The organism is Streptomyces thioluteus (assembly GCF_039535865.1).
Map to the genome: position 1 here is coordinate 1 of NZ_BAAAXZ010000099.1, position 21669 is coordinate 21669.

The following is a 21669-nucleotide window of genomic DNA, read 5'->3' on the forward strand; positions in this document are numbered from 1 at the left end:
TCGCCGCGCTGATCCAGTGCATCCTCCTGGCCCTGCTGGTTTTCTGCCCATGGATCGAGCGACAGGTCAACGCGCATCTGGGCCCGACCTGACACATATGGCCGCCCTCTACACCCGGACAACCGCCAGCGTCCGCCCCACCGCCGGATGCATCCTCTACCCACCTCGGCGAACTCACCCTGCGGATCGGCAACTTTCACGACCCGCCCAACACCGTCCAGATAAAACCGCGGACGTCCAACTCCCCTCCCGACCTACTCGACCCGACATCCGCACAAACCCCGCTGGCCACAGACCTAATCATCGACCCGCGAATACGGCCCTATTGCTGTACCGGGATGGTCCAAACCGTGATCGAAAGCAGCTCGCGGTACTAGCGCACGCCAACGCTGTTATTACTGGGGCAAATAAAGCAGGAAGAAGACGGCACGCTCGCATCAACACGTCATCTCCGCGTTCAACGCCTCGGACGACAGCTATGTACTGCCCTGCTCCTCCCAGGCCCTGACCTCCGGAACGTGGTCTCCTGGGGTCCGTTGGGCCGCAGCGAATGAATCGCGGCGGTCGAACGATTTCGTGCTGACATCCATCGCCACCCGCGGGGACCGGCACGAATTGTGAGCTGCTGAGGAATGGACATGCTGACGAGTGGGACCAGGTACCGGTGGGTCTTCACCACGCCCGGATGGAAGCCCCCTCCCGGCGGGAACGAGACGTCGTCCTCTGTCGATCGTATGCTCATCTACCAGGTCAATAACGCTTCGCGGGGGGAGATACAGCCGTCCGCCCTCCGTGAAGTCGTCCTTCTGTCGCTGTCCTTCTCGTGAACTTGTCCCTTCGGCACTACGGGGCTGTGTTCGCGGTCGTTCAGGCTGCGGCGTGACAGGTTTCGTCCCCCAGCGGATGCCCTTCTCGCTGCGGATAACGCGGGCGCGTTCCATGCGTGGGCGGCACGTACGTCGGGGGGTTGGGACGTGGACGTTGCGCCGGCCGCAGGCAGCGTGCAGTGCCCTGGGTTTGCGTGGGGTGCATGCGTGGTGGGAGTTGGTCAGGGTGAACTGCCGCAGCGGGCCACAAGGGGGCCCTCAGATCGGGTTGCCCAGGATGCCGTATCGGGGTGAAGCACAGCTCGGCCTTGTTCTTTTCGCCCGGCGGCGGATAATCGTCCCTGGTGTGCGGAGAGTTGTCCAGCGATGATGTAGATCGCTAGGCCCGTCGGGTCGGGCGCGCGATCGACTTCAGCGCGCCAGGAGTTTGGCTGTGCCCTTATCGACGGCGGTTGAACGCCCCACAGCGGTCGTCGCCCACGCAGTAGCGCCTTGTAAGGGAGGATACGCCCGTGGGTGCGGCGGTGCGCTGGAAGTGATGCCGCGGCCCGGGGGCACAGGCACCGTAAGGCTTCACGGCGATGCTGATTGACACAACACCCCTTGCACTTCCCGCAGGCAGGTCGGCAAGTTTGCGGATCGACCAGCGGTGAAGGGCTGGCCGATGCCTGGTAAGTGCTGGTGGTGGCCGTCCGGATGACGAAGTCCTCGTCGTGCAGGTGTGATGCAGCCGTGGACCGGCCTCAACGCCCACGAGGGTCCCAGCGCCAGTCCAGGCCGATCTCGTTGAAGCGTTGGATCACGTCGCGCACGGTTCCTCAATCGGGAGGCGCCACTGCCGCGACCTCTGTTCGATTGCGGCTTTCCGAGAGCGAGGACCAGCACCTTTGTTCATGCGGCTAGAATAGCCCGTGCGCATGTGGTGCATGTAGGTTCTCCATGATCTCGCGCATCCACGGCGGCGGACGGTCGGCAACCGGATCCAGCGTGGTGCTGGAGAAGTTCCCGGGTCGGCCCGAACAAGTGGTGGTGGACTCGGCGCTGGCCGGGTCAAGTCGCGGAGCACCGAGACGCGCCGTCCTCGGCATGGTTACCACTGATGAATGGGTGGAGGCTGAGGTGTTGCTCGATAGAAGGCCATCCACTCCACAAAATAGCCTGCCGAACGGCGCGGCAACCGGGTACACGCGCGATGCGTCGGGCCAAGCCCCGGGCTCCGAGAGTTCCCCGCTGTCGCGGGTGGGTCGCACGATGACTATGTACGACGTCCGTATCGTGAAGGCAGTCCGAAGGTTCCGGCGAGGATGGCGCGCCGCGTGCTGGCCTGGACCGCGGGCAGCAGGGGCGTCAGAGGGTTGCGTTGGAAGCACTTCCTCGCCAGGCCGTGGCGTGATCAGCCACCGGGTTCCGTACCGTAACCGAGGCGGCCAGCAGTGGGCCAGCGTCCCTGTCCGGCTAGCCGCCGAGAGTCCCACTTGCGGGCTCCATAGACCACCGTGGTCCGGTCCGAGCAGCGTAGCCTCCCATTCCTGTGTTATCGGCACACTACGGGGCGTGGAAGGCCTGCCCCTCCCCAAGCAGTTCCGCCCAGGAGAGGATTGCGGTGTCGCTCGACGCGGGAGACGTGCATCGTCGTCTGGCTCGAGCCAGACCGCCTGCAGAATGAGCAGTCGTCGATGCGTTTCGAACACGGGCATAGCCGCACGCGCGTCGCGAAGCCATGTTTGGTTGCCGTCACTCCAGTCGAGGCGTGCAGGCAGTAGCCGCCTAGTCTTGCTCAGGAAACGAGCAACGGTGCTCCATGGTGTCCCCACCGGGTGCGATTACAAGATTGTGCCCGGTTGGCCGTCGACATGGCGTGGACCGGAGCGTGATACCTTTCAGGGCTGCCGCCTCGTCCCCCCCAAGCCCCCCCGGAAACCCCAACCCCAGACCCCCCCCCCCAGGATCGACTCCTCCCACCTCCGTCCACTGTGTCCCCAGTGTCTCCTGTTCGACGCAACGTGCCCGACTCCATGCAACCGGGAGCTGAATCCCGTTCCCGTACTTCTGATGGCGTGGCCGGAGCTCTACCTGGACACGGGTGGTCGCCGGGCGACCACACCCAGCACACACGAACGAACAAATATTCCTCCGATAGGGAAGCGCAGGGCACCTCGCGCTCGTCTGCGGCGGACGCGGCCACGTGCGTTTTCTGCCGTCTCTCGTGCAAGCCACTACCAACCAACCTCGGCGAACCTGCGCGTCACAGCACTGGCGACGGTCAGGCAGTTCAGAGAGTACCGCAGCCGCTCCGCCGCTCGCGGCCTCCGGCGGCTGCAGACGCCCAGCTTCCGGTACAAAAGCACTTCACCTGTGGTCTTGATGGAGTTGACCGTGACACACAGACCCTATCGCGGATGTCCTTGAGCTGTCAGATCCTCGCCAGGGCCGCCTCACCTGTGCTCGCGCGGGTTACACCACGTCCTGCCGCCGTACCCGGGAGGACGCGGCCTGCCGTGGCGCCTCGCCAGCAGGCCCGTCCACGAACGGCGGGCGTGGCGTGCGGCCGCTCCGCGCGGTGCGTGCGCAGCAGGCTGGTCGGTAGACATGTCCCGCCCGTTGTCGGCGAACGGCCGGTGGTAAGCGACGGGGCGCCGCGCGTCGTAGGGACCTGCTCCAACCGCGTCGGGTGGCCGCTGCCGCGGTATCCAGCGGCGTCCAGTGCGCGATGCGGCCTCGACGAAGACGTCCGCGCGCAGCGGCCCGCGTGACGACGGCCCACCGTAATGACAAACGAGGGGGAGCTGGCAGCGCAGGGTGTCGAGCGCCCGTGCGGCTCCCTGCCGATGGTCTGGGCCCGGGTCGCGTGACCACGGCTATCCGGGCGGACGCGTCGGGCGGGCCTATGTCCGGCCGGCACGCCGGGCCCGTACCTGGTCCGACGAGGCCCATGGCCCAGTGCGAGCGCGGCTCCGCCGCCCAGCAGACTTGGGTGCACGGCGGTAAACCAGTCCGGCGGTCGTGAGCCGTCTCCAGGCGGTCGCGAAGGCGCGGCGAGGCAGTCGCGGGCCCGGTCCGGATGGCCTTCCCGCTCATGAGGAGTTTCGGCCCTTCCGCAGATGGGCCCGGATTCCATGCATCTCCCGTACCGCCGCCCTGGCCGTCTCTGGATCGCGGAGCGGAAGGCGCACAACATGGCCCTGGCCCTCGGCGAGTTTCGGGCCGCACCATACCCCACCAGCCGGGCACGGCGAGGTAGAATAACGGCGCACAACGGCTTGGGCTGAGCGCCCAGCCCCGGGACTCGACGGTACGCAGCAGCTCGCGCGCGCAGTCGTCGCCCCCGGGCCGCCCCGTCCCGATGTCCATCCGGAGGGCCACGAGCCGGCTGTGCAGCGCCGCGAACTCGATGCCCGCGCGCTCGGCCGCGGCCCGGCCGCGCCGCAGGGTCTCGCGAGCCTCGCCGGCCCGTCCGCTCCACCACTGGAACTCGCCGAAGTACGGCAGGAAGAGGGCGGCCCGGGTGTCGTCGTCCAACTGGTAGGGCCGGTCCGGCAGGAAGAGGTGCTCCTCCGCCTCCCGGGCACGGCACAGGCTCGCCTCCACGCGCCCGTGGTACTGGTCGCCGACCATGCGGCAGAAGGCGATCAGCGCCGTCGCCGACGCCGGCTTCGCGGACACCTGCTCGAACAGCTCCTCCGCCCGCCGCAGTTGCCGCGAGACGTCCGTGCCAGGGTCGACCGCGATCCGGGCCACGGCGCCGAGCAGGACCGCGTGGGCGTCGCCCTCCGACCGGTGGTCCGGCACGGACTCCAGGACGTCCAGCACGGCGCGGGCCCGGCCGCTCACGCACAGCCGGTAGCCGACCGAGCGCACCAGCTTCAGGCCGAGGCGGTGCCGGCCTCCCGCGACGGCCTGCCGCGCCGCCTCCAGGAGCCGGCCGTTGCGGCGGTACCAGTCGCACGCGGCCAGATGCACGGCCTCGATGCCGCGCCGCTCCGTCCGTTCGCCGAACTCGCTGCGCAGGAGCTCCCGGATGAGGGGGTGGTGCCGGTAGAGGACGGGACCGCCGGGCTCCCGCGGGTCGAGGGCCGTCAGCAGGTCGTACTCGGCCGCGAGGCGGTGCAGGATCGCGGCGGCCTCCGTGCGGCCGGTCAGCGCCTGGGCGAGCGACGGGCCGGTCTCGCGGACGATGCTGGTGCGCATCAGCACCTCGCGGCACTCCTCGGGCAGCCGGTCGATCACCTCCCGGCGCAGATGGACCAGGTCGAGCTGCTTGGGCATGGCGGGCCAGGAACGGGCGTCGCCGTCGGGGAGCGTGGCCAGCGCCAGCCGCAGGGCCAGGGGCTGTCCACCGGTGCCGGACAGCAGCCGGCCGGCCTCCGCCTCGGGCAGGTCGACGGACCGGGCGGCGAGCAGCTCGCGCAGCTCCGGCATGCGGAACGCCAGCTCGGCGCTGCGGATTTCGGTGAGCTCCCCGCGCAGGCGCAGGCCGCGCAGGGCGAGTTCGGGAACGGTCCGTGCCGAGAGGACCAGGCGCAGCCGTTCCGGGGCGTGCCGGACGAGGCGGAGGACGAGGGCGGACGCGGGCCCGTCCGTCAGCTCGTGGAGGTTCTCGACGACGAGGACGACGGGGGAGGGGAGTTGGGCGAGCTGGTTGAGCAGTTGGGTCACCAGGCAGCCGACGGAGTCGGCCGAGGCGAGCGGCGGAACGGTCACCGCGAGCGGTGCCGCGCCCCCGACCCGCGCCACGGCGCCCCGCAGCGCCGCGATCAAGTGGGCGCACAGCCGCAGCGGATCGTCGTCCTCCTCGTCGAGCGTGAGCCAGGCCAGGGGGCCCGGCAGCCGCCCGCTCGTCCGGGCCCAGGAGGAGAGCAGCCAGTTCTTGCCCGACCCGGCCGGCCCGATCACCAGCGTGAGCCGCCCGGCGACGCCCCGGTCCAGCCGCTCGACGAGCCGGGGGCGGTGGATCGCGTGCGAGACGTCCGGCGGAACGAGCTTGCTGCTGATGACCAGGTCTGCCAGGGCGTCGTGGGCGTTCATCGCTCCCCATACGTGATCCACATACATGATCCACAACGGATGATGGGGGATGTTAGCAATGGGGTCGAAAGGCCGTCGATTCCCGTATGTACGGTACATACTGATCGGTACTGTTCACTCTGCGTCAGCCCCGGTGCCCCTGTCGCGGTCCTCACGCTCCCCCAACACCAGGTCAGTATGGTTCCGGTATTGCGCAAGCAATAAAATGGAGCGGAGGCGGCCGCGTGCGGCGCGGTTGCGGACGGAGCAGTTGCGGAGGAAGTTCATGGGTGTGCCCCTGACCAAGGGCGGCAACGTCTCGCTGAGCAAGCAGGCGCCCGGCCTGACCGCGGTCACGGTCGGACTGGGCTGGCAGGCGGGACCCGGGTACGACCTGGACGCCAGCGCGCTGCTGTGCGGCCCGTCCGGGAAGGTGCTGACCGACCGGCACTTCGTGTTCTTCAACAACCTCACCAGCCCGGACGGTTCCGTCCGGCACGCGGGCAGCGGCGGTGACGGCGAGCAGATCCAGGTGGACCTGGCCGCCGTCCCGGTCGAGGTCGCGAAGATCGTCTTCCCGGTCTCCCTCTACGACGCCGAGCAGCGCCGCCAGAGCTTCGGCCAGGTGCGCGCCGCGTTCGTCCGCGTCGTGAACCAGGCCGACGGCCGGGAGATCGCCCGCTACGACCTTGGGGCCGGCGGCCTCGACACCGAGACGGCGCTGGTCTTCGGCGAGCTGTACCGGCACGGCGCGGAGTGGAAGTTCCGGGCCGTGGGCCAGGGTTACGCGGCGGGGCTGGCGGGCATCGCCACCGACTACGGCGTCGACGTCCTGCGCGAGACGCCGGACTCCGGCGTTCCGCAGGCCGAACCCCAGCAGTTCCAGAAGCAGGCGGTGCCCACGGTGACGCAGGCCCCCGCCGCGGTGCAGGCGCCGCCTGCTCTTTCCGCTCCTCCCGCGCCGACGCCGACCGTCGTGGCGGCGGTACCGCCGGTCGCTCCCGCCCCGGTTCAGCCGGTCGCGGCGCCTCCCGTGCCGTGCTTCTTCGACCCCGGCCACGGCCCGGGCATGGCCATGGTGACGTACTCCCCGCAGTGGGGCGTGCCCCGGCCGGTCCAGGCGTGCGGCGGCTGCGCGCAGCGGGTGCAGACCACCGTGCCGCCGTTCTACACCCCGCCCCAGGCGGGAACGCCCCAGCAGATCCAGCCGGTTCAGCCGGTTCCGCAGGGCCAGCCCGCGTACCAGGGCTACCCGGACCAGCAGCAGCAACAGCGGCGGGGCCCCGGCTGGGGTGGCGTGGCCGCGGCCGGTGCGGCGGGTCTGGTCGGCGGCGCACTGCTCAACGAGGCGTTCGACGACTGACGGGGTCGTCGGTCACCGGCCGCAGAACTCGGCCTCGACGACCGGCTGTTGCTGCACGTTCCAGTCGCCGTTGAAGTTGAACGTCAGCGCGTGATCGCCGTCCGCGGTCGTCACGGTGTCCGATACGGATCCCTGGATGCCGCCGTTGTGCCCCCACACCTCGACGTCGCAGGAGAGCTTGACCTTCATGAGGCCGAGGCCGTAGGAGACGGACGGCACTCCGCGGATCGGCACGGTGGTGGTCATCTCCTCCAGCTGGCGCGGTTCGAGGAGCCCTCCGGAGAGCAGGGCTCGGTAAAACCGGTTGAGATCCCGGGAGTTGGAGATGATCTCACCGGCCGAGCCCGCGAGGGACGGGTTGAGGTCGGTGACGTCGTACGTCGGGTCCCCCGGCTTTCCGGGGCCCGAGAGTTCTCCGGTCAGCTTCGAGTAGGTCCGGCCGCTGGGCCCCGGCACGCGGCTCCGGGTGCCCGGCAGCGTGGTGGAGTCCATGTGCAGGGGGCGCAGGATGCGCTGCTCGATCTCATGGGCGTACGAGTGGCCGGTGGCCTTCCGGATCACCATCCCGGCGAGGATGTAGTTGGTGTCGGAGTAGCGCCACTCGTCGCCGGGATCGAAGTTCGGCCGGTGGCTCATGGCGATCCGGACGATCCGCTCCGGTGTCCAGGTGTCGTAGCGGTGGCGGAGGAAGCCGGTGCCGAACGCCTTCCGCTTGAAGCCCTCGTCGTCGGTGTAGCTGTAGATCCCGCTGGTGTGGTTGAGGAGTTGGCGCACCGTGATCCGGTTGCCGTCGTGCCCGTTGCCCCGGACCACGCCCGGCAGCCAGTGGTCGACGGTGTCGTCCAGGCTCAGTTTCCCCTCGGCCTCCAGCTGGAGCACCACCGTGGCTACGAAGGTCTTGGTGATCGAGCCCGCCCGGAAGCGGTCATCGGCCCGTGGCTGTCGGCCGGTTGCGAGGTCGGCGGTGCCCGCGCGGCCGGCCCAGGTGTCGTGACCCCGTTCGGCGACCGCGATCCCTCCGGGCGGTCCGCCCTTGACCACCTCGTCGAGGGCTGCCCGGGTGGCCCGGTGGTCCGACGCGCTCCCGGTGCCCGTCGCCGATGTCGCCGAGGCGGGCATCGTGAAACCGGTGGCCAGTACGGCCGTTGCGATCACCCCGACAGCGCCGGCCCGCAATCTCCGTGCCGTATGCGCATGCTTGTTCACGAAAGGCTCCTCCGAGGTCGGTGGGTGGCAAGAGATCCGGGGCCGAGTATGTGCGGGCGGAGCCCGCGCCGGGGATCCTGCTACCCACCTGTTCCCGCGTGGGGTTAACCCCCCTGTTTCCGCCGGAGGAAAGGGAAATTCCCGATCCGGCCGTCCGGATGCCATTGATCTGTCGATTCGCGGAAATTCCGTACCCCCTTTAACTCGTCCTTATAAGGATCCATTATGCGTGCCAGACGGACTCCGTATTGGACGTCCGAACTGCGGTCCGGGACTATACGAGTCAGGTACTTCTGACGTGATGCCGCCAGCTGCAGGGATGTGCAGGCCTCTATCCGCCGCGTGTCCGTCCTCCACACCGGCCGGCGACCGCGGCGGGTGCGCTGCCGACGGTGTAACCAACCTCCGCGTCCCCGGGCGCCGTTGATCCCTGCAGTGCCCGGCCCGGAATCACGCACGAGGCGACCGCCTTGTCACGCCCGCTGGAAAGCGGACTCTGCATGGGAGGAAAGTAAGTGTCAAATGCCGCCGACGCAGCACCGGGACAGGTGTCCCGGTTCAGCGTTCCGCTCCTGGGATTTGGCGTATTCGCGGTCGCCACGAACGAGTTCGTGCTGGCCGGCATGCTGCCCCACCTCGAGGACTCGCTCCACGTCTCGACGGCGGCCGCGGGCCAGGTCGTCACCGTCTACGCGCTGGCGTGCGCCATCCTCGGCCCCATCCTCGCGACGGTCACCGCCGCCTGGTCGCGCCGCGTCGTCCTGCTGAGCGCCGCGCTGGTCTACCTGGTGGGCACCGTCGGCGCGGCCGTGGCGCCCAACTACGCGCTGCTGCTGGTCGCCCAGGCGGTCGCGGCCGCCGGCACCGGCCTGTTCGTGCCCGTGGGCGCCTCGTCGGGTGCCGCGCTGGTGACGCCGGAGCGCCGTGGGCGCGCCATCGCCACCGTCCTCACCGGTTTCACCGCGGCGACGGCCTTCGGTGCCCCGATCGGCACCGCCTTCGGCAGCCGCTTCGGCTGGCGCGGCACGATGTGGTTCGTCGCGGGCCTGGCCGTCGTCGGCATCGTCGGCCTGCTGACGCTGGTGCCCCGCAACATCCCGACCCCGCCGGCGGAGAGCCTCAAGAGGCGTTTCGTGCCGCTCGCCGACCCGCGGGTGCTGACCACGCTGGCCACGACGGCGCTGGCGTTCACCTCGGTGTACGTCCTCTACACCTACATCGCGGACATCTTCGACGGCGCCACCGGCGGCTCGGGCGGCAAGACCGCCACCCTGATGTTCGTCCTCGGTGTGATCTCCATCGTCGGCAGCTACCTCGCCGGCATCGTGACCGACCGCATCGGCGGCCGCGGCGTGATGGCCATCTGCCTGATCTGGGTCGCCGTCTGCCTCGCCCTGGTGCAGGTGTTCAGCGGGTCGTTCCCGGCGTCGATCGGCTTCATCGCCGTCTTCGCGGTGACCTGCTTCAGCATGAGCGCCCCGCAGCAGCACCGGCTGATCGGGCTCAACCCGCCGCTGGCCTCGGTGCTGGTCTCGCTGCACTCGTCCATCCTCTACGTGGCCATCGCCCTGGCGGGTGCCATCGGCGGTGCCGGCCTGTCCATCGGAGGGTCCGGCAGCCTCGGCTACATCGCCGCGGTCATCGCCGTGCTCGGCCTCGGCCTCTCCGAACTCGCCCACCGGCTGACCAAGCGCAAGGCGGCCGCGGTGGCGGTGGGTTCCCCCGAACCGGCGGAGGAGGCGGCCGTGACGTCCTGACCGGACGACCGACCGCGCGAGGGCATCCCGACGTACGGCATGGAACCCCCGCCGTCCCGTACCGGGCGACCCGGCCCTCCGCCGGCCCGCGGCCGGTGAGCAGTCCCCCCACCGGGACTGCCCACCGGCCGCGGGCTTTTGCACCGCGCGGACGCGCGGTGACGGCGGCGTCGTGGTGGCGGGGCCGCACTCCACGGAGTGCGGCCCCGCCACCACGACGCCGCCGCCCGTTCAGACGCACTCCCGCGCGAGTTCGGGGGCGGGGGCCAGCTCGGTGAAGCGGCCGGCGTAGAAGACCAGCGGGCTCTCCAGCCCGGTCAGCGCGCCCTCCAGGGCCTCGGCGACGACCAGTTCGTGGTCGCCCGCCGGCTGGATGGTCGAGATCCGGCAGTCCAGCCAGGCCAGCCCGTCGAGCAGCACCGGGTGCCCGCCCCGGGTGAACGCCCACTCCCCGCCGGTGAACCGGTCCGCCCCCCCGGGTGCTGAACGCCCGGCACACGTCCGTGTGCTGTCCCCCGAGGACGGTGACCGCGAAGCCCCCGGAGGTCCGGATGGCCGGCCAGGTGGTCGAGGACCGCGCGGCGCACACGGCGATCAGCGGTGGATCCAGCGACACGGACGTGAAGGAGTTGACGGCCATGCCGACCGGACCGTGCGGCGTCTGCGCGGTGATGAGCACGACGCCGGTGGTGAACCGGCCGAGGATGTCGCGAAAGGAGCGCTGCTCCAGCATTTGTTCTCCCGTTCGATGTGGTGGTGCCCGGCGCCCGGGCCGCTTCCCCCGGCGGGGAGGGGAAGCGGCCCGGGGAACCGTTACAGCAGGAAGCTGACGGCCCGCGGGTCCTCGCCGAGCAGCACCCGGCCGTACATCTCCTCGGGGATGCCGGCCCCGAAGCCCGCGTGCCGGCCGGCCACGTTGACGTCCCGCCAGATCCGCTGGAGCGGGTTGAACTCGGCGAAAGCGGACGTCCCGTGGGCGGTGACCAACAGGTCGACCGCCTCGCGGCACTGCCGGCTGGCGTACGCCGAGTCGGTGCGGACCCGGGTGCGGGTGGGCACGTCCGGCATCTCGCCGCGGCGGGCGTGCGCGTCGATGTCCCCGGTGAGCCGGTACGCGTGGAACAGCGCGGTGTCGATCTTCGTGGCCGCCTCGGCGACGGTGGTCTGGAAGGTGACCGACTGGACCTGGCTGGTGTAGTTGGAAGCGTTGATCGACCGCTTCGGCGCCTTCTCCAGGACCAGTTCCAGGGCGGCCCGCACCTCGCCGAGCTGCGCGCCGAGCAGCGAGGTCAGCAGCACGCCCGAGAAACTGCAGCGGTAGAGGGTCTCCTCCGGGTGGCGGGGCGGGAGCGTGCCGTCGAGGGCCGACGCCAGCGGGATCAGCCGGTGGTCGGGAACGGTCTTCCCGTCCACCACGATGGTGTTGCTGCCGGTGCCCCGCAGGCCGGTGATGAACCAGGTGTCCTCGACCGTCGTGTCCCGCATGGGGACGAGCGCGAGGTACGGCACGGGCTCGGCGTCGCCGTCCCGCACCGGGAGGGTCAGCACGGCCCAGTCGCAGTGCAGGGAACCGGACGAATAGGGCCACTTGGCGGTGACCAGGGCGCCGCCCTCGACCCTGTGGGCCGGGGCGCCGGGGCCCAGGACCAGGGCCACCCCGGCGTCGGGGTTCTTGCCCCAGACCTCCTCCCGCGCCTCGTCCGGGAAGAGCGCGGCGACGAAGTTGCCCGCGTTGAGGACGCCGGTGACCCAGGCGGCGGAGCCGCAGCCGCGGCCGAGTTCGGTGACGACGTCCAGCAGGGTGCGGGAGTCCGTCTCGTAGCCGCCGGAACGCCGGGGCGTCAGCAGCCGGAAGAGTCCCGCGTCCCGGATGGCGTCGACGGTGCGCTCGTCGAGCCGGCGGTCGCGGTCGGCCCGTGGTGCCTCTTCCCACAGCCGGTCCCGCAGGGCGGCGGCCCGTGCGACGAGCTCGGCGTGCGAGGGCGTGTCCGGCGCGGTGTGCTCGTGCGGGGCGGGCATGGTCTGCGGTGCCTGGGACGAAGTGGTCATGAGCAGCTGCCTCCTGTCGCGCTGAGGGAGTTGGTCGACGGCGCGGATCCGGTTCGCGCCGCGGAACGGATCGACAGGGCGGGAGGATCTCCCCCGGGGCGAGGGGCGGGACCGGAGGGGCGGCGGCGGGGCCGCGGCCGTTCTCCGGCGGGCAGACCACTGCGCGGCGCCCCGCGTGCGCGCTCGGCGCCGCCGGGCAGGCCGTCGCAGTGGCACCACGTCACGCGCGATGGGCGCGAGGACGTTCATTTCCGACTTCCCCCGTTGTTCCCCCGTTGCTTGGCCATGATCGGTCCAGGGACCTAGGCCGGTGGTTCGAGCTTCCCCCAACCGTGGACGGAGTTCCAATACGAACGACGTATAGGAGCCATATCGAAAACGCATCCCTCACGGTCCGAACGGCCTTTTCGGGCCCGGTCGGTGATATTGGTACGCGGTGGATTCCTGTGGGGTTCGGCAGGGTTGGGGCGAGTGTCGGAGAATTGCCGGTGGTGTCCCTCGCGGGTCGGTGAACTGCCCTGGTGGGGACCGTGATGTGAAGGCATCCGTCCGATATGCGGCCCGATTGATCACAGGCGTTGCGCGTCAAGTGCCATGCATGTCAAACAGTCCGTATGCGGTGTACACCCATATCCATTGTGTGGCGCTGCTGAGTGGGGCAGAATCGTCCAGGCCGTTGGTTCCGGCAGAACCGACGGGACAGGTGTATCCAGGAGTGCTCGCAGGAGAGCTGCGTGACGAGCACTCCCGAACGGGGGATCCAGATGAGCACCACGTCGTGTCCGTTTTCGGCCGCACCGCCCGGCAGCGCGGTCCGCGCGGCCGCTGCCCGCACCGTGCGCATCACCACAACTTCGCAGTAGAGAGCCCGGCCGGCGTGGGCCGGCCCGGGCGCCGCGGCGGTGCCGCCCGCCTCTCCGGCGGGGCGCGTGGCGTCGGCGACCCTGTGCGCGGTCGCGCCGCTCCGCCCGACTCCATGACCCCGACGTTCACCCCGACATGACGTAGTCGTCGATCGTCGATCCGTGTCGTCCCGTCGCTCGCCACGAGCGATTCGGTGCGGCCCGGGCTGAGATGACGGACTGCGTCATCTGTACATCCGTATTCCATCCACCATCCATGGAGGGGGACTAATGTCCGATTCTGTGCAGTCGCAAGGGTTTTCCGACGATGCCGAGCTGCGTCGGATCAACCGGGCCACGGTTGAGAAGTACATGAACACCAGGGGCCAGGACCGGTTGAGGCGGCATGAGCTGTTCACGGAGGACGGCAGTGGTGGTCTGTGGACCACGGACACCGGTGCGCCGATCGCGATCAATGGCCGGGACCGGCTGGCGGAGCATGCGGTGTGGTCGCTGCAGTGCTTCCCGGACTGGGAGTGGTACAACATCAAGATCTTCGGTACGGACGACCCGAACCACTTCTGGGTGGAGTGCGACGGGCACGGGAAGATCCGTTTCGCGGGGTACCCCGAGGGCTACTACGAGAACCACTTCCTGCACTCCTTCGAGCTGGTCGACGGGAAGATCAAGCAGAACCGCGAGTTCATGAACCCGTTCGAGCAGCTGCGCGCGCTGGGCATCCCGGTCCCGGAGATCAAGCGCGAGGGCATTCCCACCTGACGGACCCTCACCCCCCTTTTGGGGCGGCCCACCCGGGCCGTCCCGCGGTCCGAGGGTTCTGTGCCACCCCCCACCTCGATCCACCGCTCCCCATCGCCGGATTGGAGTTCGAGCTCGTGATCATGGACAACGCTTTAGACAACATCAGGACCCGCGACGCGCTGCAGCAGCCCGAGTGGGGTGACCCGTCGCAGGTCAACCGGGTCCGCGACGCCCTGGCCACCCGCCCCGCCCTGGTACGGCCCACCGACGTGGCCACCCTGCGCGGCTACCTCGCCCAGGTCGCCGCCGGGCAGGCCCTGGTGATCCAGGCCGGCGACTGCGCCGAGGACCCCCAGGAGTGCACCGCCTCCCACGTGGCCCGCAAGGCCGCCCTCCTGGACCTTCTGGCCGGTGCCCTGCGCCTGGTCGCGGACAAGCCGGTCATCCGTATCGGGCGTATCGCCGGCCAGTTCGCCAAGCCCCGTTCCAAGCCCACCGAGATGGTCGACGGTGTCGAACTGCCGTCCTTCCGCGGCCATATGGTCAACGGTCCGGAGGCGGACGCGGACAGCCGCTGGCCCGATCCCCTGCGGATCCTCACCGGCTACATGGCCGCCGGTGACATCGTCGAGCACCTCGGCTGGCGCGAGCGCGCCGCCGGCCGTGACGTCATCGAGCCCGTGGTGTGGACGAGCCACGAGGCCCTGCTGCTCGACTACGAAGTCCCCATGCTCCGCACGGACGACCAGGACCGTCTCTACCTGGGCTCCACCCACCTCCCGTGGATCGGCGAGCGCACCCGCCAGGTCGAGGGCGCGCATGTCGCGCTGCTGGCCGAGGTGAGCAATCCGGTGGCGTGCAAGGTGGGTCCGTCGATGACACCTGACGAACTCCTCGCGTTGTGCGGGCGTCTTGACCCGTACCGGGAGCCGGGGCGGCTGACGCTGATCGCGCGGATGGGGGCGGAGAACGTCGCCGAGCGGCTGCCCGCGCTGGTGGAGGCGGTACGGGAGGCCGGTCACCCGGTGATCTGGCTGACCGACCCGATGCACGGCAACACCGTCTCCGCGCCCGGGGGTTACAAGACGCGCCTGGTGGAGACCGTGTCGCTGGAGGTCACGCGGTTCCTGAGGGCCGTGACCGAGGCCGGCGGGACCGCCGGGGGTCTGCATCTGGAGACCACCCCGCACGACGTGACCGAGTGCGTCGTGGACGCGAGCGGTCTGGGCGGGGTCGGCGAGCGGTACACCTCGTACTGCGACCCGCGGCTCAACCCCTGGCAGGCCGTCAGCGTCGTCTCCTCCTGGAAGGCCTGACCCGCCCGCACACCCCCGCGCCACCAACAGGCGCCACCCCACCCCGACTTCGAAGCGACCGCCACCGTCGCACCCACCAACGCCTGCGAGACGACATGAGCGACAGCACGTCACCCATCCTTGCCCCGTCCGTCTTCACCAGCGACCTCGAACTGCGTGCCCGTAACCGGGAGGCGGTCGAGAAGTATCTGCGCACGGGTGCCGAGGCGCGCCTGGAGCGGTACACGCTGTACACGGAGGACGGCGAGACCGCCCTCTTCTACACCGACATCGGCCGGCCGATCGTCGTCAAGGGGCGGGACCGCCTCAAGCGGCACAACGAGCTCTCGCTCCAGGTGCTGCCCGACTGGGAGTGGATCGACGTCCGGATCTACGAGACCCAGGACCCGAATGTGATCTGGGTGGAGTGCGACGGGGAGGGGACCATCAGGTTCCCGCAGTACCCCGAGGGGCACTACCGCAACCACTTCATCCACGGCTTCACGCTCGACAACGGCCAGATCAAGTCCAGCCGCGAGTACGCCAATCCGATCGAGCACATGCGGTCGCTGAGCATCGAGACGCCGCACATCAACCGCGACTGGATCCCGACGGACCACTAGCACCGCCGTCCATCCCCCACAGCCGTATATCACCGACATACGAACACAGCAAAGGACTTGGGAGACATGGCCATAGGCGCAGAGGCCTCGCGCACCACCGTCGACCTCATCACCGCCGCCTGGCGTACCCAGGCGGTCTACGCCGCCGCCAAGCTCGGTCTGCCCGATCTCGTCGCCGCCGGCAACACCGACGACGCCTCGCTCGCCCGCGCCACCGGGATGGACGAGGACGTCGTCCACCGCCTGATGCGGCTGCTGGTGTTACTCGGTGTGTTCACCTCCGACCGCGGCTACGCGGCCACCGAAGTCGGCGAACTCCTGCAGGAGCGCCCGGAGTCCCTGCGCGACATGTGCCTGCTGTACGGCGAGGAGTTCTACTCCGCCTGGGGGCACGCGGAGGATGCGTTCCGCACCGGGGCGTCCGGTTTCGAGAAGGTGCACGGCCAGCCGCTCATCCCGTACCTGCGCGGCAACGGCGAGGCGGCGGGCCGTTTCCAGCGGGCCATGCAGGCGAGCAACTTCTACTTCGACTCGATCCCGCAGGAGATCGACTTCTCCGGCGACCGGCACATCGTCGACATCGCGGGCGGCAGCGGCCAGTTGCTCTCCACGGTCCTGCGCGGTGCCCCGCAGGCGCGCGGCACGCTGGTGGACCTGGAGCACACCATGCCCATCGCCCGGGCGCACTTCGAGCAGACGGTCGGCACCGACCGCGTCGACCTGGTCGTCGCCGACATGTTCTCCGGCGCGCTGCCGGCGGCGGCCGACACGTATCTGCTCTCGCGCGTGCTGGGCGACTGGGAGGAGGAGCCCTGTCTGCGGCTGCTCGCCAACCTGCGCTCGGCGATGTCCGACGACTCGCGGCTGATCGTCGTCGAGCGGCTCACCCGCGACGACGGCACGGGCCTGTTGCCGGCGCTGTGGGACCTGCACCTGTACGTGCTCAACGGCGGCCGGCAGCGGACGCTGGACAGCACGCGGGACCTCGCCGCGCGCTCGGGGCTGACGATCGAGCGCAGCGTCGAACTGCCCAGTGAGAACACGGCGTTGATCCTGAAGAAGACCCCGGCGTAACCCCTTCGCTCTGGATAGGAACCATGGCAACGACACACTCCGCGGACGTCATCATCGTCGGCGGCGGCATCGGCGGTCTGACCGCCGCCCTCAGCCTGCACGCGGCCGGTATCGAACCCCTCGTCCTGGAGTCGGCCCGGGAGGTCCGGCCGCTGGGCGTGGGGATCAACCTCCAGCCCGCGGCCGTCCGCGAGTTGGACGAACTCGGGCTGCTCGACGACCTGGCGGCCCTCGGTGTGCCCGCCGTCGAGCACGCCTTCGCGGACGGCCGCGGCCGTACGCTCTTCGGCGAGGCGCGCGGCACGGCCGCGGGCTATCACTGGCCGCAATTCTCGGTGCACCGTGGCGAGTTGCAGATGATGCTCCTGGACGCGGTCGTGAAGCGGCTGGGTCCGGAGGCGGTGCGCACGGGCGTCCAGGTCGAGGACTTCGAGGAGACGGCGGACGGGGTGCGGGTGCACGCCGTGGACCGGTCGACGGGCGGCCGTCTCGGCTTCTCCGCCGAGGCCCTGGTCGGCGCCGACGGCATTCACTCCACCCTTCGTGCCCTTCTCCACCCGGACCAGGGGCCGCTTCAGTGGAACGGTGTCACGATGTGGCGCGGGGTGACGGAGGAGGACGCGTTCGCCCCCGGCAACGCCGTCGTCATCGCGGCGGACGACAAGAACACCCAGTTCGTCGCGTACCAGATCTCCCGTGCGGCCCTGGACCGGCGGCCGCACGCTGGTCAACTGGGTCTGTCTGGTGCCGACGGGCGAGCCCGGCGCCCTGGGGGCGGACGTCAACTGGAACGCTCCGGGCACGATCGAGGATCTGCTGCCGCACTACGCGGAGTGGGAGTTCGACTGGACGGACCTGCCGGATCTGTTCGTCCGCAGTGAGCAGATCCTCGAGTACCCGATGGTCGACCGCGACCCGCTGCCGTTCTGGGGCCGGGGGCGGGTGACGCTGCTGGGCGACGCGGCGCATCCCGGCTATCCGTCGGGTGCCAACGGCGGCACGCAGGCGATCATCGACGCGCGGGTGCTGGCGTACCACTTGGCGGTGGAGCCGGATCCGGTGGCCGCGCTCGCCGCCTACGAGGCGGAGCGTCGTCCGGTGACGTCGGCGATCGTGCTGGCGAATCGCGAGATGGACCGGGTGGGCCGCAACAAGTCGGCTGCCCCGGGGGCGCCGTCGGGCGAGTCGATCGAGAAGGTCACGGAGGCCTACCGCAAGGCGGCGGGGGAGGCGGAGAAGCTGAACTCCAGGGCTTCGCTGACCCCGCCGGGTGTGGTGCGGGACTGAGGTCGGGGTGGGGGGCTTCCCGGCCCGGTCCCGGGAAGCCCCCCCCCCACTGCCGCCCGGGCTACGGCCCTTCCGCGACGACGATGATGTGGTCGCCGTCGCCCAGGGAGAGCGGTGCGGTTCGGGGCGGGTTGAGGTGCACGCCGTATCCGGGCGGGGTGTCGCGGTCGTGGCCGAGCCGGTAGCCGATGGCGGTCTCCCCGCGCCGGCGGGCCGCTTCGACGGCCGTCGCGAAGTCGGCCGTGACGCCCGGGCGGAGGTAGCGGGGCGCGGGTTTGAGGTAGATCTCCGATCCGGAGGGGTCGAAGAGGGCGGTGAGGACGCCGTACAGGTCCTTGTTCTCGGCGAGTTGGGTCAGCAGCAGGCTGACCAGTCTGTTGCTGACGATGAAGTCGTCGGCCTTGGTGACCTGGGCGACCTCCCGGTTGCCGTCGTGGTTCATCTCCGAGACGATCGAGTACGGGTCGCCGAGGCGCACTTCGATGTCGCGCAGGTGGAGCAGGGTCACCAGGGTGCGGTTGTCGGCCTGTTCGGGGTCGACGGACTCGTCGGAGAGGACGAGGATGTGCTGGTAGTCGCCCGGTTCGAGGGACTCCAGCGAGGGCCTGCTGGTCGGTGAGCAGCGTTTGTGGCCGAGGGTGAGGTTGCTGAGGGGGGTTTCGCGCCGGGTGACCGGGCGGCGGGGCGAGGCGATGTCGAGGGCCGAGCCGGGCCGGACGAAGTCGTCGAGCAGGTCGATGATTTTGGGTGCGCGGGAGTTCCAGCCGATCAGCAGGGTGCGGTCGGGGGCCGCGGGGCGGCCGGCGGACAGGACGACGGCGTCCTCGGTGAACGGCGGCGGGGCGTCGGCGAGTTCGATGAGCACGTCGTCCTCGGCGATCAGGATCAGCTCGTCCCGTTCGGAGACGACGGTGGTCATGGGCGGGTTGACCAGGATGCGGCCGTCGTCCGTGCGGAGGCCGACGGGGATGCCGCGGCGGTAGCGGTGCAGGGTCTCGCCGTAGGCCAGGCCGGCGAGTGCGGGTTCGCGGCGGAGGTAGATCTCGTTGCCGAAGAAGCTCAGCAGTTCGTTCCAGACGACGGAGAGTCCTGACTGGCGGTGGGACTGCACGACGAGGCGGACGGCGAGGTCCTCGGCGTCGACGACCAGGCCGCCCTCGCCGGCCGCGAGCCGGGCGGCGGCCAGGTTGCCGGAGTCCTGGACGGAGGCCACGACGGGGGGTTTGGGGCCGGTCCAGGCGCGGTTGTTGAGGACGAGCAGGACCTTGATGACGAGGGTGTCGCGTTCCTGGCCGAAGGACGGCAGCACCATGATCGCCTTGGCGGTGTCGGGGCTGACGAGCTCCAGGTCGGCCTGTTTGAGGGGGTTGCCGGAGCGGCAGATCACCTGGGTGCGGCCGGTCTCGGGCATCCGGGCGCGGATCTGTTCCTCCATGTCGACCTTGTCGCGGTCGGCGAGGACGACCACGCACGAGCGGCGTTCGCTCTGGTTGGCCTCGACGAGCTCCTCGATGACGGTGAAGATCTGGTCCGACCAGCGAGCACAGATGTGTGTCCGCGTTCGAGAGACAGCGTGAGCGCCCCTTGCGCAGGCGCTGGAGTCCGGTGGTCCAGGCCGGTGGTGAGGACACCGATGAGTGAACTGACGATGAAGATCCCGCCGATGGTGACCGTCAGCATCAGTCCGAGGAAGTACCGGGCCCGCCGGTGTCGCCGCCCATGGTGCCCGGGTCGAGGGTGCGCAGCAGGCTCATCCAGGCGACGCCCCGCCAGCCGCCGTTGGCCTCGGTGTCGGAGTCGGTGAGCAGTGTCACGGCGGTCGCCGTGACCGCGATGAGCACCACCGACGCGAGGCCCAGCCAGCCGATCAGGGCCGGGGCGCCGCGGTCCATCGTGCTGTCGAACCAGTACCTGCAGCCGTTCCCGCACCTTCACGCGCATCACTCCTGCCGCCCGCGCGGTGTCCGGCGGTCCGCCGTGCGCCGGGTGGGTCGTTGTCCGTCAGAAGGCTTGCCAGATTACGCAATTGAGCAGGTGCGGGGCTGTCGTCGGTCCGAACCGGGGCCGGTGGGGCCCTCGTTGTGGCTGCCGGTGGGGGCGAGGTCCGGACACCGTGCGACGCGGGTGTTTGAGGGGTGTTGATCCACTCTGTCCATGATTGCGGCTGGGTAGTAATTACTCCCTTGCTGTCGGGTTTCAGACATTCAAACGGTGATATCGGGCCACTTTGTCGGTGGTCGAAGGTGTTTCCCGTCCGGGTGCAATGGCTGAAATGTGCCCCGTCGTCCCGCGGTTCGCCGCCGCATGCAGGGTCGCGGTATGGGTGTATCACTCTATGTACTCACCGGTAACCCGAGGTCAGCGCGGGAAACGTGGAGGTCAAACATGCCGAACGGCCCTCGTCCGGGTGATCTGGCCAGCGATGGAGGATGCGAGCCGCCCCGGATCCCGCCAGGGCCTTCCGGCGGCGCTGGACGCACAGTGGGTGGCGTGCAAGCATCCCGCCGTGATCTCCATTTGGCCCAAATGCAACGTATCGGCGAACCGGGCGGCGGGCGTTCCCGCGTCCCCGGGGAGAGCCCGCGGTCTGAGGCCGGGGGCGGCGGTTTCCCCGGGGTGCGGCCCGGTGGCCGGTGTGCAATGCACCGTTCATGGCCCCCGTCACGCCGGGGACGAATCGATTGGCATCATCGTTTGGCTCGTGACGGCGCGGCCCGTTCGCCGGTGTGCGGTGCGGCGGTCGCCGGGCGGCCGTCACGGTCCGAGGTAGGGCGGTGAATTGCGACGATGCGTCCGGGAACCCCGCGGTGCGCGGCGTGCGTCGTGCTCACGGGCCGTCCGGTCCGGTCGGGCCGCGCGCCGCGGGGTCCGCCCCGCCGTGGCCCCGTGTCCCGAATGGCGAAGATCACAGACTCCGGGGGAATTCGTCGTCCGCCCGGGGGAGAACCGTGTCCGTCGGCAAAGGTGCAACCGTCCGTCACGGGTGATGAACCCGTGGTCATTGACCGTCCCTTGACCATCCATTCGCGAGAGAGGCGTATCCCTGGTGAATGCCGTTGTGAAACTCCCGTCCGACTTATCCTTCAACATCCTCGGGCCGGTGGCGGTGTCGTCGACGGAGGGCCCGCTGCCGCTGGGCCCGGCGCGTCAACGCGCCGTGCTGTCGGCCCTGTTGCTGGCGCCGGGGCAGGTGGTCGGGGCGGAGCGGCTCACGGAGGCGATATGGCCGGCGGGCCCTCCCGGCAACGCCGTCGCAAGTCTCCCACAGCTACGTCTCCCACCTCCGCCGCCAACTGGAGCCCGACTGCCCGCCCTGGGGCCGCAACCGGATCCTCCGCCGGGAGCCGCAGGGCTATCTCCTCGCCGTCGAGGCGGAACGGGTGGACGCCCGTGCGCTTCGAGGGTCTGCTGCGCGAGGGGCGCCAACTGCTGCGGGAGGCCGCTACCCGGAGGCGAGCCAGGTCCTCCGGGCATGCCTGGAGCTGTGGCGCGGCTCGCCGTACGCCGAACTCGGCGACTACGAGCCCGCCGTGTGCGAGGCGGCGCGCCTGGAGAGCTGCGCCTGGCGAGCTGGAGGCCC

At 70.0% G+C, this 21669-nt stretch carries 14 protein-coding genes and 2 pseudogenes; 10 read left to right on the forward strand and 6 right to left on the reverse strand.

Annotated elements, in window-relative coordinates; genetic code table 11:
• Positions 1 to 3281: 3281 nt before the first annotated feature.
• Positions 3282 to 5852 carry a winged helix-turn-helix domain-containing protein gene (locus tag ABD794_RS12760; RefSeq protein ID WP_344963193.1) on the reverse strand — a complete coding sequence of 857 codons (2571 nt, stop codon included), beginning with the start codon at positions 5850 to 5852 and terminating at the stop codon, positions 3282 to 3284.
• A gap of 265 nt (positions 5853 to 6117) precedes the next feature.
• Here ABD794_RS12760 and ABD794_RS12765 point away from each other — a divergent pair.
• Positions 6118 to 6663, forward strand: a pseudogene (locus ABD794_RS12765) (TerD family protein); the annotation flags it as partial.
• A 543-nt stretch (positions 6664 to 7206) separates the two neighbouring features.
• On the opposite strand, the gene ABD794_RS12770 reads toward ABD794_RS12765, so the two are convergent.
• Positions 7207 to 8313 (reverse strand): serine hydrolase domain-containing protein, encoded by a 1107-nt coding sequence (locus ABD794_RS12770; protein WP_344963216.1) that lies wholly within the window; start codon positions 8311 to 8313, stop codon positions 7207 to 7209.
• Positions 8314 to 8948: 635 nt separating this feature from the next.
• Here ABD794_RS12770 and ABD794_RS12775 point away from each other — a divergent pair.
• Positions 8949 to 10157 (forward strand): MFS transporter, encoded by a 1209-nt coding sequence (locus tag ABD794_RS12775; protein WP_344963218.1) that lies wholly within the window; start codon positions 8949 to 8951, stop codon positions 10155 to 10157.
• A 231-nt stretch (positions 10158 to 10388) separates the two neighbouring features.
• On the opposite strand, the pseudogene ABD794_RS18945 reads toward ABD794_RS12775, so the two are convergent.
• Both ABD794_RS18945 and ABD794_RS12785 read right to left on the reverse strand, forming a co-directional pair.
• A pseudogene (locus ABD794_RS18945) lies at positions 10389 to 10890 on the reverse strand (flavin reductase family protein).
• Positions 10891 to 10970: 80 nt separating this feature from the next.
• Positions 10971 to 12206, reverse strand: coding sequence for an acyl-CoA dehydrogenase family protein (locus ABD794_RS12785; RefSeq protein ID WP_344963196.1), 1236 nt, complete (start codon positions 12204 to 12206; stop codon positions 10971 to 10973).
• Between the two features lie 778 nt (positions 12207 to 12984).
• Between ABD794_RS12785 and ABD794_RS12790 the strand changes: the two genes are divergently transcribed.
• The 7 genes from ABD794_RS12790 (at position 12985) to ABD794_RS12820 (ending at position 18089) form a co-directional block, all read left to right on the forward strand.
• Positions 12985 to 13209: a hypothetical protein gene (locus ABD794_RS12790; RefSeq protein ID WP_344963198.1), complete on the forward strand. Its 225-nt coding sequence runs from the start codon at positions 12985 to 12987 to the stop codon at positions 13207 to 13209.
• Between the two features lie 130 nt (positions 13210 to 13339).
• Positions 13340 to 13828: a PhzA/PhzB family protein gene (locus tag ABD794_RS12795; protein ID WP_344963200.1), complete on the forward strand. Its 489-nt coding sequence runs from the start codon at positions 13340 to 13342 to the stop codon at positions 13826 to 13828.
• 122 nt (positions 13829 to 13950) lie between these two features.
• On the forward strand, positions 13951 to 15126 hold the full coding sequence (locus ABD794_RS12800; RefSeq protein ID WP_344963220.1) for a 3-deoxy-7-phosphoheptulonate synthase: 1176 nt from the start codon (positions 13951 to 13953) through the stop codon (positions 15124 to 15126).
• A gap of 95 nt (positions 15127 to 15221) precedes the next feature.
• Complete coding sequence (locus ABD794_RS12805) at positions 15222 to 15728, forward strand: PhzA/PhzB family protein (RefSeq protein ID WP_344963202.1); 507 nt, start codon at positions 15222 to 15224, stop codon at positions 15726 to 15728.
• Positions 15729 to 15794: 66 nt separating this feature from the next.
• The gene (locus ABD794_RS12810; RefSeq protein ID WP_344963204.1) at positions 15795 to 16802 is read left to right on the forward strand and encodes a methyltransferase; all 1008 of its coding nucleotides are present in this window, start codon (positions 15795 to 15797) and stop codon (positions 16800 to 16802) included.
• Between the two features lie 23 nt (positions 16803 to 16825).
• On the forward strand, positions 16826 to 17683 hold the full coding sequence (locus ABD794_RS12815) for an FAD-dependent monooxygenase (protein WP_344963206.1): 858 nt from the start codon (positions 16826 to 16828) through the stop codon (positions 17681 to 17683).
• 19 nt (positions 17684 to 17702) lie between these two features.
• Positions 17703 to 18089, forward strand: coding sequence for an FAD-dependent monooxygenase (locus tag ABD794_RS12820; protein ID WP_344963208.1), 387 nt, complete (start codon positions 17703 to 17705; stop codon positions 18087 to 18089).
• Positions 18090 to 18150: 61 nt separating this feature from the next.
• On the opposite strand, the gene ABD794_RS12825 is transcribed toward ABD794_RS12820, so the two are convergent.
• Positions 18151 to 19557, reverse strand: a complete 1407-nt coding sequence (locus ABD794_RS12825) for a CASTOR/POLLUX-related putative ion channel (protein WP_344963210.1) — start codon at positions 19555 to 19557, stop codon at positions 18151 to 18153.
• Between the two features lie 211 nt (positions 19558 to 19768).
• Positions 19769 to 19981 carry a hypothetical protein gene (locus ABD794_RS12830; RefSeq protein ID WP_344963212.1) on the reverse strand — a complete coding sequence of 71 codons (213 nt, stop codon included), beginning with the start codon at positions 19979 to 19981 and terminating at the stop codon, positions 19769 to 19771.
• A gap of 1488 nt (positions 19982 to 21469) precedes the next feature.
• On the opposite strand from ABD794_RS12830, the gene ABD794_RS12835 reads away from it, so the two are divergent.
• On the forward strand, positions 21470 to 21669 hold a 200-nt coding region (locus ABD794_RS12835), incomplete at its 3' end, for a BTAD domain-containing putative transcriptional regulator (RefSeq protein ID WP_344963214.1).

Coding starts and splice junctions, on each gene's coding strand:
- ABD794_RS12760 (WP_344963193.1), bottom strand. CDS start 5,852: ATGAACGCCCACGACGCCCTGGCAGACCTGGTCATCAGCAGCAAGCTC.
- ABD794_RS12770 (WP_344963216.1), bottom strand. CDS start 8,313: ATGCCCGCCTCGGCGACATCGGCGACGGGCACCGGGAGCGCGTCGGAC.
- ABD794_RS12785 (WP_344963196.1), bottom strand. CDS start 12,206: ATGACCACTTCGTCCCAGGCACCGCAGACCATGCCCGCCCCGCACGAG.
- ABD794_RS12795 (WP_344963200.1), top strand. CDS start 13,340: ATGTCCGATTCTGTGCAGTCGCAAGGGTTTTCCGACGATGCCGAGCTG.
- ABD794_RS12800 (WP_344963220.1), top strand. CDS start 13,951: ATGGACAACGCTTTAGACAACATCAGGACCCGCGACGCGCTGCAGCAG.
- ABD794_RS12805 (WP_344963202.1), top strand. CDS start 15,222: ATGAGCGACAGCACGTCACCCATCCTTGCCCCGTCCGTCTTCACCAGC.
- ABD794_RS12810 (WP_344963204.1), top strand. CDS start 15,795: ATGGCCATAGGCGCAGAGGCCTCGCGCACCACCGTCGACCTCATCACC.
- ABD794_RS12815 (WP_344963206.1), top strand. CDS start 16,826: ATGGCAACGACACACTCCGCGGACGTCATCATCGTCGGCGGCGGCATC.
- ABD794_RS12820 (WP_344963208.1), top strand. CDS start 17,703: ATGGTCGACCGCGACCCGCTGCCGTTCTGGGGCCGGGGGCGGGTGACG.
- ABD794_RS12830 (WP_344963212.1), bottom strand. CDS start 19,981: ATGGACCGCGGCGCCCCGGCCCTGATCGGCTGGCTGGGCCTCGCGTCG.